The 15,302-nt window shown below is 69.8% G+C and carries 9 protein-coding genes and 2 tRNA genes; 5 read left to right on the forward strand and 6 right to left on the reverse strand.

What is annotated here, in order from left to right; all coding sequences use genetic code 11:
- Positions 1-132: 132 nt before the first annotated feature.
- Positions 133-1,143: a LacI family DNA-binding transcriptional regulator gene (locus tag ACFVW8_RS16460; protein WP_389690411.1), complete on the reverse strand. Its 1,011-nt coding sequence runs from the start codon at positions 1,141-1,143 to the stop codon at positions 133-135.
- Between the two features lie 163 nt (positions 1,144-1,306).
- Between ACFVW8_RS16460 and ACFVW8_RS16465 the strand changes: the two genes are divergently transcribed.
- Positions 1,307-1,380: transfer RNA gene (locus ACFVW8_RS16465), tRNA-Lys, on the forward strand.
- A gap of 130 nt (positions 1,381-1,510) precedes the next feature.
- Positions 1,511-3,016 (forward strand): MFS transporter, encoded by a 1,506-nt coding sequence (locus ACFVW8_RS16470; RefSeq protein ID WP_389690413.1) that lies wholly within the window; start codon positions 1,511-1,513, stop codon positions 3,014-3,016.
- Here the strand turns inward: ACFVW8_RS16470 and ACFVW8_RS16475 are convergent.
- The 4 genes from ACFVW8_RS16475 to ACFVW8_RS16490 all read right to left on the reverse strand — a co-directional run bounded on the left by ACFVW8_RS16475 (position 2,993) and on the right by ACFVW8_RS16490 (position 9,193).
- On the reverse strand, positions 2,993-4,669 hold the full coding sequence (locus ACFVW8_RS16475; RefSeq protein ID WP_389690415.1) for an AMP-binding protein: 1,677 nt from the start codon (positions 4,667-4,669) through the stop codon (positions 2,993-2,995). The two genes, ACFVW8_RS16470 and ACFVW8_RS16475, sit on opposite strands and share 24 nt — an antisense overlap.
- A gap of 26 nt (positions 4,670-4,695) precedes the next feature.
- Positions 4,696-5,286 (reverse strand): lytic polysaccharide monooxygenase, encoded by a 591-nt coding sequence (locus ACFVW8_RS16480; RefSeq protein WP_389690417.1) that lies wholly within the window; start codon positions 5,284-5,286, stop codon positions 4,696-4,698.
- A gap of 156 nt (positions 5,287-5,442) precedes the next feature.
- Positions 5,443-7,785 carry an SPFH domain-containing protein gene (locus ACFVW8_RS16485; RefSeq protein ID WP_389690419.1) on the reverse strand — a complete coding sequence of 781 codons (2,343 nt, stop codon included), beginning with the start codon at positions 7,783-7,785 and terminating at the stop codon, positions 5,443-5,445.
- A gap of 25 nt (positions 7,786-7,810) precedes the next feature.
- Entirely contained in the window at positions 7,811-9,193 is a 1,383-nt protein-coding gene (locus ACFVW8_RS16490; RefSeq protein ID WP_389690421.1) for a peptidoglycan-binding protein, read from the reverse strand.
- Between the two features lie 183 nt (positions 9,194-9,376).
- Between ACFVW8_RS16490 and ACFVW8_RS16495 the strand changes: the two genes are divergently transcribed.
- From ACFVW8_RS16495 to ACFVW8_RS16505, 3 genes are all read left to right on the forward strand, one after another.
- Positions 9,377-9,450: transfer RNA gene (locus ACFVW8_RS16495), tRNA-Lys, on the forward strand.
- A 548-nt stretch (positions 9,451-9,998) separates the two neighbouring features.
- Positions 9,999-11,912, forward strand: a complete 1,914-nt coding sequence (locus tag ACFVW8_RS16500; protein WP_389690423.1) for a glycosyltransferase — start codon at positions 9,999-10,001, stop codon at positions 11,910-11,912.
- Positions 11,909-13,843 carry a galactose oxidase-like domain-containing protein gene (locus ACFVW8_RS16505; RefSeq protein WP_389690425.1) on the forward strand — a complete coding sequence of 645 codons (1,935 nt, stop codon included), beginning with the start codon at positions 11,909-11,911 and terminating at the stop codon, positions 13,841-13,843. Before ACFVW8_RS16500 ends, ACFVW8_RS16505 begins: the two co-directional genes overlap by 4 nt.
- Positions 13,844-13,876: 33 nt before the next feature.
- Here ACFVW8_RS16505 and ACFVW8_RS16510 read toward each other — a convergent pair whose 3' ends face one another.
- Positions 13,877-14,911 (reverse strand): glycoside hydrolase family 6 protein, encoded by a 1,035-nt coding sequence (locus ACFVW8_RS16510; protein WP_389690431.1) that lies wholly within the window; start codon positions 14,909-14,911, stop codon positions 13,877-13,879.
- Positions 14,912-15,302 lie beyond the last annotated feature (391 nt).

Below are 15,302 nucleotides of genomic sequence, written 5' to 3' on the forward strand. Positions count from 1 at the left end.
TGGGTGAACCGCGGGGCTGTCGGACCCCGAGCGCTTGAAGCTGCGCTGAAGGTAGAAGCCGGTTACGCAAGAAGTCAATGCATCAACGCAAGAAAGTAATGTTCTTGACCTTCCGAGGTAACGCGAACGTGCTCAGTGGGGGCGGGCCGCCGTGGACCCCCGGACGATCAGCTCGGTATCGAACATCATCAGTTCGTTTGCACTGGCATGGCCGTCGATCTGCGCGACGAGCGCGGCGACGGCGGCCGTGGCCATGGCCTGGATGGGCTGTCTGGACGTGGTCAGCGGCGGCTCGGTGGCCACCATGAACGGGGAGTCGTCGAAGCCCACCACCGAGAGGTCCTTCGGCACCGAGAGTCCCTGCCGGCGGGCTCCCCGCACCGCGCCGAGCGCCAGCGCGTCACTGGCGCAAACGATGCCGGTGACCCCTTCGGCCAGCAGTCTGGGCAGTGCGGTGGACCCGCCCTCCATGGTGAACAGCGCATGCGCCACCAGCCGGCGCCATGCGTCCGGAGCATCCCCGCGACGACTGCAGAAGGCCGCGTAACCGGCCAGCTTCCGGGCCGAGGGGACGTGCCCCACCGGCCCCAGGATCATCCCGATGCGCTCGTGCCCCAGCGAGGCGAGATGGGTCAGCGCCTGCTCGGCGGCCAGGGCGTCGTCCACCCGGACCTGGGCCACACCGAGATTCTCGTCCGCGGCGTTGAGCAGCACCATCGGCACCTTGCGCTCCCGCAGCGCCCGGCCGTGCTCGGGGCCCGCGTCGGCATAGCTGGCGCCGATGAAGACGATGCCGCCGATGTTCTGGTCCAGCAGCATCTCGATGTAGTGCGCCTCGGAGACCCCGTCGGCCGTCCGGGTGCACAGCACGGGTATCAGTCCGCGCTTGTTGAGCAGCCCGCACAGGGCCTCGGCGAAGGCGGAGAAGATCGGGTTCTGGAGGTCGGGCACGACCAGGCCGATCAGCGCGGCGCGCGGGGCCCGGTAGCGCAGCGGCCGTTCGATGCCGCACACGTCCAGTGCGCTCAGCACCGCGTCGCGGGTCGTGCTCGCCACGTCCTGGCTGCCGTTGAGGACGCGGCTGACCGTCGCCTCGCTGACACCCGCGAACTCGGCCACCTGGGAGAGTCGTCGTTTCGTCACGGGGCCAGCCTACAAAGCTCTACGCAAAAAGAAAGATCACTTACGAAAGAAAGTGACTTTCTCTACAAGGGAGGCAGATCCGAGGCCGGCCGACGAGCCCCGGGGGGACGGGGCGCGTGTCACAGGCACCCCTGAGGACCAGGTATTATTTTCGAGTCAGCAGGCGCCGCTAGCTCAGTTGGTTAGAGCAGCTGACTCTTAATCAGCGGGTCCGGGGTTCGAGTCCCTGGCGGCGCACAGACAACGCACGAGGCGGTCTCCGTTCAACGGGGACCGCCTCGTGTGTTTTGTGCTGCCTTCCGAGCTGTACAAGTGTTTTACACACACGTACTAGACAACCGTTTTAGACGCTCGTATATTCCCTGGCATGACAACACCTACGAGCACCGCCACAGCTCCCGGCGAGCGCGCCGGCCGCAGGGAGTGGACCGCCTTCGTGGTCCTGCTGCTCCCCCTCCTCCTGGTCTCGATGGACGTGTCCGTCCTCTTCTTCGCGATCCCGTCCATCGACCGGGACCTCGCGCCCAGCGCCACCCAGCAGCTCTGGATCTTCGATGTGTACGCCTTCGCGCTGGCCGGCCTGCTGATCACGATGGGTTCGCTCGGCGACCGGATCGGCCGCCGCAAGCTGCTGATGATCGGCGCCTTCGCCTTCAGCACGGCCTCGGTCGGCGCCGCCTACGCCTCCAGCCCCGAGATGCTCATCGCGGCCCGCGCCCTGCTGGGGATCGGCGGTGCGACGCTGATGCCGTCGACGATGGGCCTGGTGCGGAACATGTTCCGCGACGAACAGCAGCGCAGCCGGGCCATCGGCATCTGGTCCGGCGCCATGGCCGGCGGGATCGCACTCGGCTCGGTGCTCAGCGGCGTCATGCTGGAGCACTTCTGGTGGGGTTCGGTCTTCCTGATCAACGTGCCGGCGATGGTGCTGCTGCTGGTCCTGGTGCCGGTCCTGGTGCCGGAGTTCAAGGACCCGGAGCCGGGGCGCTTCGACTTCCTCAGCGTGCCGCTGTCGATGGGCTCGGTGCTGCCGGTCGTCTACGGGGTCAAGGAGACCGCCGCCCACGGCATGGACCTGCGCGACGGACTGATCATCGTCGCCGGGCTCGTCATCGGCTGGTTCTTCGTCCGCCGGCAGCGCAGCCGTACGGACGCGATGATCAGCCGGGAGCTGTTCCGCGGCCGCGGCTTCGCCGCCGGGATCGGGCTGAACGCGCTGGCCTCGTTCGCGATGATGGGCTCCGCGTTCTTCACCACCCAGTACCTGCAGTCGGTGCTCGGAATGAGCACGATGGAGGCCTCGCTGTGGAGCCTTGCACCGTCACTCGCGGTCGGCGCGGCGGCCCCCGCCGCCACGGCCATCGCCCAGCGGACCGAACGCAGCCACGTCATCTGCGCCGGATTCGTCATCGCCGCGGCCGGATTCGGGGTCCTCGCCCTGTCCGGTACGGACTCCCTGTGGGTGCTGCTCGTCGGCTCGGCCGTGATGAGCAGCGGCATCGTGACCGTGATGGCGCTCGTATCGGACCTGGCCCTGTCCACCAGCCCGCCGGAGAAGGCGAGTTCGGCTTCTTCGCTGCTGGAGACCGGGCAGGAGTTCGGCGGCGCGATGGGGATGGCGCTGCTCGGCGCGGTGGCGACCGCGGTCTACACCGCCGACATGCCGGACTCGGCACCGGACGTGGCCCGCAAGACGCTGCCGGGCGCACTGTCCACCGGCGACGGTTCGCTGATCGCGATGGGGCGGGAGGCCTTCGTGCACAGCATGAGTTATGCATCGGTGGCGGGGGCGCTGCTCCTGCTGACGGGGGCGGTGCTGGCGGCGACGCACCTGCGCCGGGTGGTCCTCTCAGGCCCCACCGGCGTCCGGTGACAGCAGACCGGCCCGGCCGTGCTCCTCGAACTCAGCTGTGAGGGCTGTCAGTTGTTTCTCCCCGAACGGCACGTACGCACCCTCCTGGTCCCGCCACCACACATCGGCACCGGAGTGGAAACCCTCCAGGCGCAGCCCGACCCGGTGCACCTTGTTCGTCGCCGTCACGGGCATCGCGGACACGATCCGCACGAACCGGGGTGCCATCTTCGTCCCCAGGTCGGGCTGGTCCCGGAGGAAGACGGCGAACGCCGCCGGATCGAACCGGACTCCTTCACGCAGCGCCAGCGCCGCCATGACCTGGTCCCCCGCGACCGGGTCGGGCACCGCGTAGACCGCCACGGCCGCCGCGTCCGCCCAGCGGGCGAGGATGTTCTCGATCATCGCAGCGGCCAGGTTCTCGCTGTCGACCCGCAGCCGGTCCTCCGTACGGCCGGCGAAGTAGAGAAAGCCGTCGGGGTCGCGGAAGAAGAGGTCGCCGGTCCAGTACCAGCCGCCGCGCACCCGGGCGGCGTCCGCCTCCTCGTTGCGCCAGTAACCCTCGAACGGGGTGCGGCCGCGGTTGACCAACTCCCCTATCGCGGCAGCTCCGTTCAGCAGCTTTCCGCCCTCGCCGAAGACCGCGGCGACCCGCTCGCGGCCGGTCTCGGGGTCGACGACCGCGAGGTCGTCGCGGTCCGCCGCCCGGCCGATCGCGCCGGGCGGGGTGTCCGGGGTCCGCTGGATCGCGGCGCCGCCCTCCGAGGAGCCGTAACCCTCGACCAGCCGCACCCCGAACCGTTCCCGGAAGCGGGCCGCGTCCACCGCGCCGGCCTCGGTGCCGAAGCCGATGCGCAACGAGTGCTCCCGGTCGTCGGGACGCTCGGGGGTGGCCAGCAGGTACTGCACGGCACGGCCGACATAGGTGAAGTAGGTGGCCCCGTGCGCGCGTACGTCGGCGAGGAAGCCGGATGCCGAGAAGCGGCGGCGCAGGGCGACGGCCGCGCCGCCGGCCAGGGCGGGCGCCCAGTCGGCGATCACCGCGTTGCCGTGGAACATCGGCATGCAGATGTAGTGGACGTCATCGCGGCCGATGCCGAAGTGGCCGACGAGCGACTGACCGGCCGCGGCGAGCCGTCCCTGGGTGCAGACGGCGGCCTTGGGCGCGCCGGTGGAGCCCGAGGTGAAGTAGAGCAGCATCCGGGTGCCGGGCCCGGGGCGGGCGAGGACCGTGTCGCCGGGCTCGGCACCTGCGTAGGGGGCGAGCAGCGCGGCGTATCCCTCGGTGTCGGTGACCAGCACCCGGACGCCGGGCAGATCGAGGCCGTCGAGCAGCGGCAGATGGGCGCGTTCGGTGATCAGCACCCGGCATTCGGTGTGCATGATGTCGCGGTCCAGTTCGGCGCCGCGCCGGGTGGGGTTGATGCCTGCGACGGCGGCCCCGGCCAGGGCCGCCGCGCTCAGCCACAGAGGAAATTCGGGGGTGTTGTCGAGCAGTACCCCGAGATGCGGTTCGCCGCCCGCCGGCAGCAGATCCGCCAGGAGCGCGGCCCGTGCGGCAGCGCCGGAGGCGACCTGGTGGTGGCTGAGGACGATGTTCTCGTGCCTCAGCCCGGGCCGGTGGTCGCCCCATTGACGCTGTACGAGCTCCGCGACGGTGCCTGCGCTCCTCATGGCGCCGCACGGTAACTGACTACGCGTCAGAACTGAACATCGGAGCACGCGTAGAACGCGTTGGCGGTGTCCGCGATGTTCCAGACGCTCAGGATGATGTGCTTCCCGGTCTTCTGGGTGGGGATGGTGCCCTGCTGGGTGAGCGTGGCGGGGGGCTGCTGGTTGTTGTACGGCACCGTCATGAACGGCTGCGACTCCAGGTCGGAGCGCTTGAGCGGCTTGGTGGGGTCCCAGCCGTCCTTGGTGATGTAGTAGCGGAAGTCCGTGGTGGCGTGCCGGGCGGTGAACTGCCAGCGGAAGCTGAAGCCCTGGCCCGCGGTGACGTTGGTGGCGGGCCAGTTGCCGCCCCGCGGGTCGTCGAGCTGCGCGAACTCGCCGTGGCCGCCGGAGCAGATCGCCCCGTCGGCGGGACCGGCCGCCGGGAAGCCCTTGGGGCCCTCGACGCTCTGCGGCTCCCACTGGATGTTGCCGCAGCCGGTCACCGTGCCGTTGGCACAGAGCTTCTGGCGGCTGATGGGGCTGTCCGTGTAGCCGTGGCTGCCGGCACTGCTGGTGGCGAACATCGAGACGCCCGCTACCGCAAGGCCGACCAGGGCCGCACTCGTTCTCTTACGCATGGCTGTAGCTCCTCGGATACGTGGGGGAGGTTCCATGAGCACTGCTGCGCGCTTCGTGCGGTCTAGACCAAGGCCTAGATTATTGACGGATCATGAACATGTCCAGACCAATGAGAGTGGGATTCCGATTGCCCGCGACAGCGCCTCCGAGGCACCTCAGGCGCTGTCCCCACCGCTGCGTCCGGTGTAGAAGGCCACGGTCAAGTCCTTGACCAGAGACTTCCGTTCGTAGTCGTCGAGCTCCACGAGCCCCCGGGCGGTCAGCCGGTTGACCGTGTCGTCCACGGCATCCACCACCGAAGTCAGCACGCTGTCCCGGTGCTTGGCGTCGATGGCCGCGATCCGGCGCCGCTGCATGGCCGCGGCCACCTCAGGCGCGTACTCGATTCCGGTCGGCTGCGCCGAGTACACCTCGATGCCGACCGGCTCGCAGTCCGCCTTCAGCATCCGGGTCAGCGCGTCGCCGACGGCCTCCGCGTTGCGCAGGGTGTGGGCGTCCTCGTGGAAGGCGTCGGCGGGCAGTTGCGAGAGGACCCGCGCCATCGCCGCCTCGACCTGCTCGCGCAGATACTCCTCGTGGTCGGCGATCCCCAGCGTCGCGCGCACGGTGTCCTTGACCCGCCACACCACGAGGACGACGACCCGCAACGCGGTGCCGTTCGCATCCACCGCGGGCAGCGGTTCGCTGCGCCAGTGCCGCAGCCGTACGTCGACCCGGCGGCGCAGCAGCAGCGGGCTCACCCACATCAGCCCGGTGCGCCGCACGCTGCCGCGGTACTGGCCGAAGAGGGTGAGCACCCACGCGTACCCGACCCTGCCGCGGGTCAGACCGCCGAGCGCGAAGAGCACCACGGTCCCCAGCAGCGCGAGCGCCGCCCAGGTGCCGAGCCCGATGCCGTCGTACGGACGCGGGCCGAGCCCGATCCGGGACAGCACCCTGCCCGGCAGCGCACCGGTCCACCACAGGGCCCCGCCCGCGGCGGCGAGTCCGCCGAGGCCGGTGAGCAGCGCGACCCAGCCGGGCAGCGCGGGTCCCGGCCGTTCGTGGAGCCGCGGATCGGCGACCGGCGCGGGCCGGGTCGAGGGCCGCACCTGCGGCGTCCGCGGCACCGGTGGCCGGCGGAACCCGGCCGTCTGCTCGCTCACCGCGTCCCTCCGTACGACGGTGGCGGGCAGGGCGGCGGCGTCCGAGGCGTCCGAGGGATCGTCACGGAAGAGCAGGTGTACGGGGATGGAGGCGGTGCGCTCATTGGCGATGACCGAGTGGCGCCGGCCGGTGTCCACCCGCACCTCGGTGCGGAGTTCGCCGGTGTCGGCGCCGCCGAAGGACAGTGAGAGGGACGGGCCGGTGTCCCGGCGGACCGGGGCGGCCCCGGGGCCGGGAACCAGCCCCCGGCCGGGACCCGGTGCGTCACCCAGATCGAAGAGGAACGGTTCCTCCTCCGGGTCGGGGGCCGAGTCGCGTACGACTTCGGGTGCGGAGTCGCGTACGACTTCACGCGCGGCCGGATCGGCGTCGGGCGCGGGGTCGGAGGAAGAAGCGGAAGCCGAAGCGGAAGCGGAAGCGATCGTGGCGTCCTCCGGACACGAGGCGCCGTCCCTCGCGCCGGGATCGGGCGCGCATGTCGCCGCGCGCTTCTCCGGCGAGGGAGCGGGCAGCAGATCCAGGCTGCCCGGCTGCGCGTCCCACGGGGGCCGCCCGGAACGGGTCCCCGGCCCCGGGACCGCACCGGTCGTCATGCCCCCCGGACCGGCACCCTCAGGACCGACGCTCTCCTGCCGAGCACCCTCCGGCAGGGCGTCCTCCGTCACGGCGGCCGAATCAGCGGCGGCCGAATCAACAGAGGGCGTATCGGCAGAGGGCGTATCGGCGAAGGCGGCATCAGCAGCAGGCCGCGCCGCTTCCGCCGGCGCGCCAGGCACCGACACGGACGCCGAGGTCGCGCCGAAGGCGGAGCCTCCGCGTTCACCCTCGCCCGGCATCAGGTCGAGCACCAGATCGACCACGGAGTCCGGACCGGTCCGCGCCCCCGAGCCGCCGTCATGAGGCGCACCCGGAACCGGAGCCGAAGCGGAACCCGCTCTCGGCCACCCCTCCGACACACTCGAAGCGCCCGATGTTCCCGGGGCCGACCAGTCGTACACCCCGGCCGCCGGACGCGGGCCCGCCGGCCCGCCCGGATCCGGCCGGGCGCCCGCGCGGGCCGGCACACCCGCACCGGCCCACGTGTCCCGGCGCGCCGACGTTTCCGCACCGGCCCACGCGTCCGCACGAGCCGACACGCCCGCACGGAGTGCCGCGTCCGCATCCGCGGGCGACGCCTCCGCGTCCGCGCGGGCGGGCGGTTCCGCGTCTGCCGACGCGTCCGCACCCGCCTCGGGCCCGTGCTCCGGCACGGACCACTCCCGCACCGGGAGCACCCCGTACCTTTCCTCCCCGTCCTCCGGATGCTCCCCGTTCCCGGGGTTTCCGGAGCTGTCCGACACCGTGGATCGCATTCCCGCCTCCGTCATGTCCGTCGTGTCACGCGAAGAGTCGCCGCCAGGTCTCCGGACCCGGGTAGCCGTCGGCCTCCGTGCCCCGCCAGCCCTGGGCCTTCTGGAAGGCCTCGACATTGCGCCGGTCCGCCTCCGTCCACCGCGGCCCGGGGCCCGACAGGTAGTACTTGCCGTATCCCTTCTTCACCAACTGTTTCCCGAGCTTGTCGACATGGCTGTTGGACTGACCCGGCCGGAAATAGCCCCGTCCGGGGAAGGCCGGCACCGCGGTCGAGCCGCCGGTTCCGCCCGCGGCGGGGATGTCGTGGCCGCCTCCGGTGGTCAGCAGACGCCAGGTGTCGGGGCCGGGGATCCCGTCGGCCTCCTTGCCCTTCCAGCCCTGGGCCTTCTGGAACGCCTCGGTCGCCTTCTGGTCGGCGCTGCCCCAGGCGGGGCCGGGGCCGACCTTGTAGAAACGCTTGCCGCCCCGCTCGACGAGCAGCTTCCCGAGCTGGGTGACGTAGGCGTTGTTCGCACCCGGGCCGAATTTCCCGGCCCCCGGGAACGCCGTCGTCGAGTCACTGCCGCCGGACCCGGTGGTCAGCCCGTTGTAGCGGTAGGCGACGTAGTTGCCCGAGTTGGTCCAGTACGCCATGGGCGTCGTCTGCTTGCGGGTGTGCGGCGTGGTCTGCTCGTACGCCGTGTAGTGGGTGTGCGTGTAGTCGGTCCAGCCGCCGAAGATCGTGACGTGCGAGCCCTTCGTGGGGTCGGCCGGATTGTGGAAGAGCAGGATGTCGCCGGGCTGGAGGTCCTCCCGGGCGATCCGCGTCCCGTACGAGGCGAGGCTGCCGGTCCACTCGTTGCCGGCCAGGTCCCAGGCCATCGACACATAGCCGGAGCAGTCCTGGCGGTACCCGTCCGACCAGTACTTGCTCATGCTGTACGGGACCTGCGCGGTGACCCACTTCTTCGCGCGGTTGATGATGTCGGCCCGGGTGGTCTTGCGCAGCGTGGGCGTACTCGTCTGCGAGGCCGGTGGGCCGGAGGCTCCCGCGCCCTGCAGGGGGCCCGGTCCGCCCTGTGGGCTCTGCGGACCCGGATCGTCCGGATCGGCCGCGTCGACCGGGTCGGCCGGTGTGACCAGGTCCGCCGTCACCGCGCCGGACGCCGGCGGGCCGCCGTCCGCCACCGGGCCCGGATCGGTGACCGGGGCGGGGTCGGCCGCAGCGGTCGCCGCCTCCGCCAGACCGGCGCTCAGCACCACTCCGGCAGCGGTGACCAGCACCAGCGCACGCCGCGCGCCGTGCGCGGCCGGATGTCCTCCCTGCCGCGTCGGCAGGGCCGCGGCTGCGGTTCGCCGTTGTACGGCGCACCCCGCACAGGTGCAGTCGATGGCGGGTACGTACTCCTCGAAGGCCGGCACAGTCATGCGATTCCCTCCGCAGTCGTCAAGATCTTTGGGCGCATCTGCACGGGCGTCAGTGTCTCAACTCTCCTGACATAATGCATTTTGACGGATAGAAGAGAAAAAACGACCATCCGACAGGCCGCTGCGGCAGGGAAATGGTCGGAAGCACCACCCCGGATCGGGTAATGTTCTCCAGGTCAGCAGGCGCCGCTAGCTCAGTTGGTTAGAGCAGCTGACTCTTAATCAGCGGGTCCGGGGTTCGAGTCCCTGGCGGCGCACGCGAAGTCAAGGCCCCCTCACCACGCGCGAGGGGGCCTTGACCGTTGTCCGGCGCCTCCGCACGGGGGACGACACGCCGCCCCTTTGCTCACGCACAGCTCACTCACAGCCGACGGACAGTCACCATCCGGTCACCGTGCGGCGCGAGGGGCTCTCGCGGACACCTCACAGACCACCTCATACGCCTCCGCGTCCCCCCGTCGCAAGAGTCCCTCAAATCGTGCGTATGAGCGGTTAACAGCCTGTTTCACCCTTGCGATCACGGCCGGTGTCGGCCAACCTGTCTGGGGGTCGTCGGCGCCAACCGGACCGGGGACCCGCGCAGTTGGGGGCGTGAGTAGGGGGATATTCCGGTTGTGTCGGATACGAGGTGGGGGCCTCGTGCATGAGCAAATGCCGAGCAGGCATCATGCAACCGGAAGGGCGCCGTTCCATGTCTCAGGAAGGGTGACCTGCCACTGAACCGTCGGTCGCGTTCCAGGGGGGCACGCGGCGGGCGAAAGGACCGACCGACCACGCAGCCCGACTGCGTGCAGGGGGATGACCCATGACGTCGACGCCGCCAGGCGCCCGGCAGAACAACGACCCGTCCCGGACCACGCAGCTTCGGATACCCCCGCAGCTCCGGACCGGGGGCCGCCGCCGGCGTCCGCAGAAGGCGCTGCCACGCTACGACTACGAGCACTACAGCCGGCTCGCCGGGCCACTGACCCAGCCCGATCCGGCCAAGCCGTACACCGTGCAGTACCGCTCGCTCCTCTCCCAGGAACCGCACCGGATACGCGCGGCGCTCCTGCTGGGCGCCGCTCCGCTCGTCTCGCTCGGCCTGTTCGCCTGGCTGATGCAGCCCGAGCACTGGACGCAGCGCGATCCGAATCTCAAGAACGACACGCTGCTGATCCTCGACATCGTGATGCTGGTGTCGATCGGTCTGATCGAGCTCTTCCGCACCATGAACGTCCTGTCCAACGCGCACGCCACGCTGGTCGCCCGCGATCCCGTCCCGGTCGTGCCGGAGAACGGCACCAGGGTCGCCTTCCTCACCTCCTTCGTCCCCGGCAAGGAGCCGCTGGAGATGGTGACGAAGACCCTGGAGGCCGCCGTCCGCATCCGGCACCGCGGACTGATGCACGTCTGGCTCCTCGACGAGGGCGACGACCCGGCCGTCAAGGAGGTCTGCCGGCGGCTCGGGGTGCACCACTTCACCCGCAAGGGCGTGGCGCACTGGAACCAGGCCAAGGGCCCGCACCGCGCGAAGACCAAGCACGGCAACTACAACGCCTGGCTCGACGCGCACGGCGACGCGTACGACTTCTTCGCCTCGGTCGACACCGACCACGTGCCGATGCCCAACTATCTGGAGCGGATGCTCGGCTACTTCCGCGACCCGGACGTCGGCTTCGTCATCGGCCCGCAGGTCTACGGCAACTACGACACCTTCGTCACCAAGGCCGCGGAGTCGCAGCAGTTCCTCTTCCACGCGCTGATCCAGCGCGCGGGCAACCGCTACGGCGCGCCGATGTTCGTCGGCACCAGCAACGCGGTGCGGATCTCGGCGCTCAAGCAGATCGGCGGTCTGTACGACTCGATCACCGAGGACATGGCGACCGGCTTCGAGATGCACCGCGCCCGCAATCCGCACACCGGCCGCAAGTGGCGCTCCGTGTACACCCCGGACGTCCTGGCCGTGGGCGAGGGCCCGACCGCGTGGACCGACTTCTTCACCCAGCAGCTGCGCTGGTCGCGCGGGACGTACGAGACGATCCTCAAGCAGTACTGGAAGGGCTTCTTCTCACTGCCCGTGGGCAAGCTCTTCAACTACACCATGATGATCATCTTCTACCCGATGTCCGCCATGAACTGGATCCTCGCGGCGCTGAGTTGCGCGCTGTTCCTGGGGATGGGCGCCTCGGGTGTGCAGATCGATCCGACGGTCTGGATGATGCTGTACGGCAACGCCTCCGCGCTCCAGATCGGCCTGTACATCTGGAACCGCCGGCACAACGTCTCGCCGCACGAGCCCGAGGGCTCCGGCGGTCTGGCCGGCATGGTGATGTCCGCCCTCTCCGCGCCGATCTACGCCCGCTCGCTGATGGACGCGGTGCTGCGCCGCAAGAGCTCGTTCGTGGTCACGCCCAAGGGCGACTCCTCCAGCCCGGACACCCTCTTCGGGACCTTCCGCATCCACCTCTTCTTCATCCTGGTCTTCGGCGGCTCGATCGTGGCGTCGTTCGTTCTCGGCCACAGCCATCCGGCGATGCTCACCTGGGCCGCACTGGCGCTGCTGATCACCGCGGCGCCGGTCTTCGGCTGGCAGTACACCGTGCGGGCGGAGAAGAAGAAGCGACGCGCGGGACCACCGCCACCGAGCGGCCCGCCCGCCGACGCCCAGCAGGAGAAACCCCACTGGGCCGGCAACGAAGAGACCATGCAGATCGCCCTTGGGGGACGTAAACCATGAAGTACCGTCCGAGCCGCCGTACCCGCCGCATGGCGATCAGTACGGCGGTGGTTCTCGCGCTCGTGGGCGCGAACGGGCCGTGGCTTTACCGCTTCAGCACCGAGCGCTACCACGATTACAAGATCAACCAGGCCGGCTACAAGGCCGACAACGGTCACTGGGACTTCCTGGACATCCCGTCCGAGTACAAGATCAACACGATCCACGCGGCGCTGCTGCACACCGGCAAGGTGCTGCTCGTCGCGGGCTCGGGCAACAACCAGAAGAACTTCGACGCGAAGAGCTTCCGGTCGGTGCTGTGGGACCCGAAGACCAATGAGTTCAAGAACATACCCACGCCCAAGGACATGTTCTGTGCCGGTCACACCCAGCTGCCCGACGGCAAACTGCTGATAGCCGGCGGTACGAAGCAGTACGAGAAGCTCAAGGGCGACGTCACCAAGGCCGGCGGCCTGATGATCGTCCACAACGAGGACCCGGACAAGCCGATCACGCTTCCGGCGGGCACCAGATTCACCGGCAAGGACAACGGCAAGACCTTCGTCACCAAGGACCCCGTGCTGGTGGAGAAGGCCAAGAAGGTGTTCGACAAGAACACCGGCGCGTTCCTGCGCAACGACCCCGGACTCGGCCGGATCTACGTCGAGGCGCAGAAGTCCGGCACGAAGTACGAGACGGGCACCGAGGACAACTACCGAATAGCGGGCCTGTCCGGCTCCGACACCCGCAACGTGTACGGGATCGCCCAGAAGCTCGCCATGGACAAGAAGGACTTCCAGGGCATCCGGGAGGCCTTCGAGTTCGATCCGGTGGCGGAGAAGTACATCACCGTCGACCCGATGAACGAGGCCCGCTGGTACCCGACGCTCACCACGCTCAAGGACGGCAAGGTCCTCGCCCTCTCCGGTCTGGACGAGATCGGGCAGATCGTCCCCGGCAAGGACGAGGTCTACGACCCGAAGACCAAGAAGTGGAAGTACACCGGCGTCATCCGGAAGTTCCCCACTTATCCCGCGGTCTTCCTCCTCAACGACGGCAAGCTCTTCTACTCCGGCTCCAACGCCGGCTACGGCCCCGCCAAGGTCGGCCGTGCCCCCGGTGTCTGGGACCTGGCGACGAACAAGTTCGTCAAGATCCCCGGTCTGAGCGACCCGGACAAGATGGAGACCTCGGCGACCGTACGGCTGCCTCCGGCCCAGGACGAGAAGTTCATGGTGATCGGCGGCGGCGGGGTCGGCGAGTCCGACAAGTCCAGTGAGAAGTCCCGGCTGGTCGACCTCCAGGACGCCGACCCGAAGTTCAAGGACGGCGCCTCCCTGGACGAGGGCACCCGCTACCCGAGCGCGTCCCTGCTCCCCGACGACTCCCTGCTGGTCACCGGCGGCTCCAACGACTACCGGGGCCGCGGCGGATCCAACGTCCTGCAGGCCCGGCTGTACGACGCCAAGTCGGACACGTACAAGCGGGTCGCCGACCCGGCGGTGGGCCGCAACTACCACTCGGGGTCCGTGCTGCTGCCGGACGGCCGGGTCATGATCTTCGGATCGGACTCGCTCTACTCCGACAAGGCCAACACCCGGCCCGGCGTCTTCGAGCAGCGCATCGAGATCTACACCCCGCCGTACCTGTACCGCGACTCCCGGCCCGAGCTGACCGCCGGACCGAAGAGGATCGAGCGCGGCGGCACGGCGATGTTCACCACCAACCAGGCCTCGACGATCAAATCGGCGAAGCTGATGCGGCCGAGCGCGGTCACGCATGTGACCGACACCGACCAGCGGTCGGTGGCGCTGGACGTGAAGAAGTCCGACGACGGGATCTCGGTGACCGTGCCGAAGAACCGGGCGCTGGTGCCGTCGGGCTGGTACATGCTGTTCGTCACCGACGACAAGGGCACGCCGTCCGAGGGGACCTGGGTGGAGGTGCCGTAGCCGCCCGGGCCGCGGCACCGGACAGGTCCCTTCCTACTCGGTGCCGCGGGCCAGTCCCAGCGCGTACTCGGGCCACCAGGCACCGGCCTTCGGGCCGCCCCGGCAGTCGCCGTCGGACTCCCCCGGGCGCTTGATCCACAGGTACGCGTCGACCTGCTCGTCGCCCGTGGACGTCGTCGGCGTCTCGCCGAGGGCGCGCCCCGGCGGATTGCACCAGCTGTTCGCGGGGTCGCCGCCGGTGTACGGGCCCTTGCCGTTGCGGCTGGTGTCGATGACGAAGGGCTTGTTGCCGACCTTCGCCGACAGCTGCTTGCCGAAGTCCTTGCTGACCGCGGTGGTCTGGAAGTTGGAGACGTTCACCGCGAATCCGTCGGCCGCCTCGATGCCCGCCTGCCGCAGGGGCTGGAAGAGCGCGTCGGGTGTGTGCCAGCCCGCGTTGCCCGCGTCCAGGTAGACCTTGGTACCCGGCTGCTTCTTCAACCGCTCCACCGCGCCCTTGAGCAGGTCGTAGCGCTCCTCGTGGAACTGCTGCGGGGTGCATCCGTCGACCAGGTGCAGCACCGCGTCGGGCTCCAGGATCACCGTGGCGCCGCGGTCGCCGATGCCCTTGGCGACGCCCTCCAGCCAGCTGCGGTACGCGTCACCGTCGGCGGCGCCGCCCTTGGAGAACTGTCCGCAGTCGCGGTGCGGGATGTTGTAGAGGACCAGCAGTGCCTCCCGGCCGGCCTTGTCGGCGGCCTCCGTGAAGCCCTTCGCCTCGGCCTCCGGGTTGTCCGGTCCGATCCATTCACCGACCGGCTGCTGCGCGATCCTGCGGACCAGTGCGGCGTTCTTGGTGTCGCCGTCCTCGGTGTAGCGGGCGACCTGCCGGGCGGCGTTCCCGTCGGGGTTGACCCAGTACGGGTCGGTGGCCTTGGGCTGCTGGCCGATGGCCGCCGGGTTCTTGCCCCCGCCGGAGCCCTTGCCGTCGTCGCCGGAAGAGGAACATCCCGCGAGCAGCAGTGCCGCTCCGATCACGGCCACGCCCGTGCCCCGCATGCCGAACCGGCCGTTGTGACTGCCGTACATCCACTCCCCCTCGGGTGCGACGGCGGTGCACAGTCGCATCGCCGCCCATCCTGGCACAGCGCACGGGAGCGGCCCGGACCCTCACGACTTCATCGAAGAGCTGTTACGGGGGGTTCACCACGCTCTGCCCGGCTTGACCGGGCGCGGAGAGTGACTGATTATCGACGCACCGTCAGAACTCAGGTGTGCGGGGTGAGTTCGGCGTCCTACAGTGGGTGTGCGGCGGACCGGACGCCACCGACCTCCCGTGTCCGCGCAGGGCCACTCCCGCGGCCCGCGCCCAGCGGTCGAGGACCGGCCCGGCCGGCGCCCGGAACACCGGGCGGAGGGCCCGGGCGGGGAGCCCACGGGTAAGACGGCGCAACCGGGGGCCCCCAGACCCGGGCTGGGC

The sequence above is a fragment of the Streptomyces sp. NPDC058221 genome (assembly GCF_042882365.1).
GTDB lineage: Bacteria > Actinomycetota > Actinomycetes > Streptomycetales > Streptomycetaceae > Streptomyces.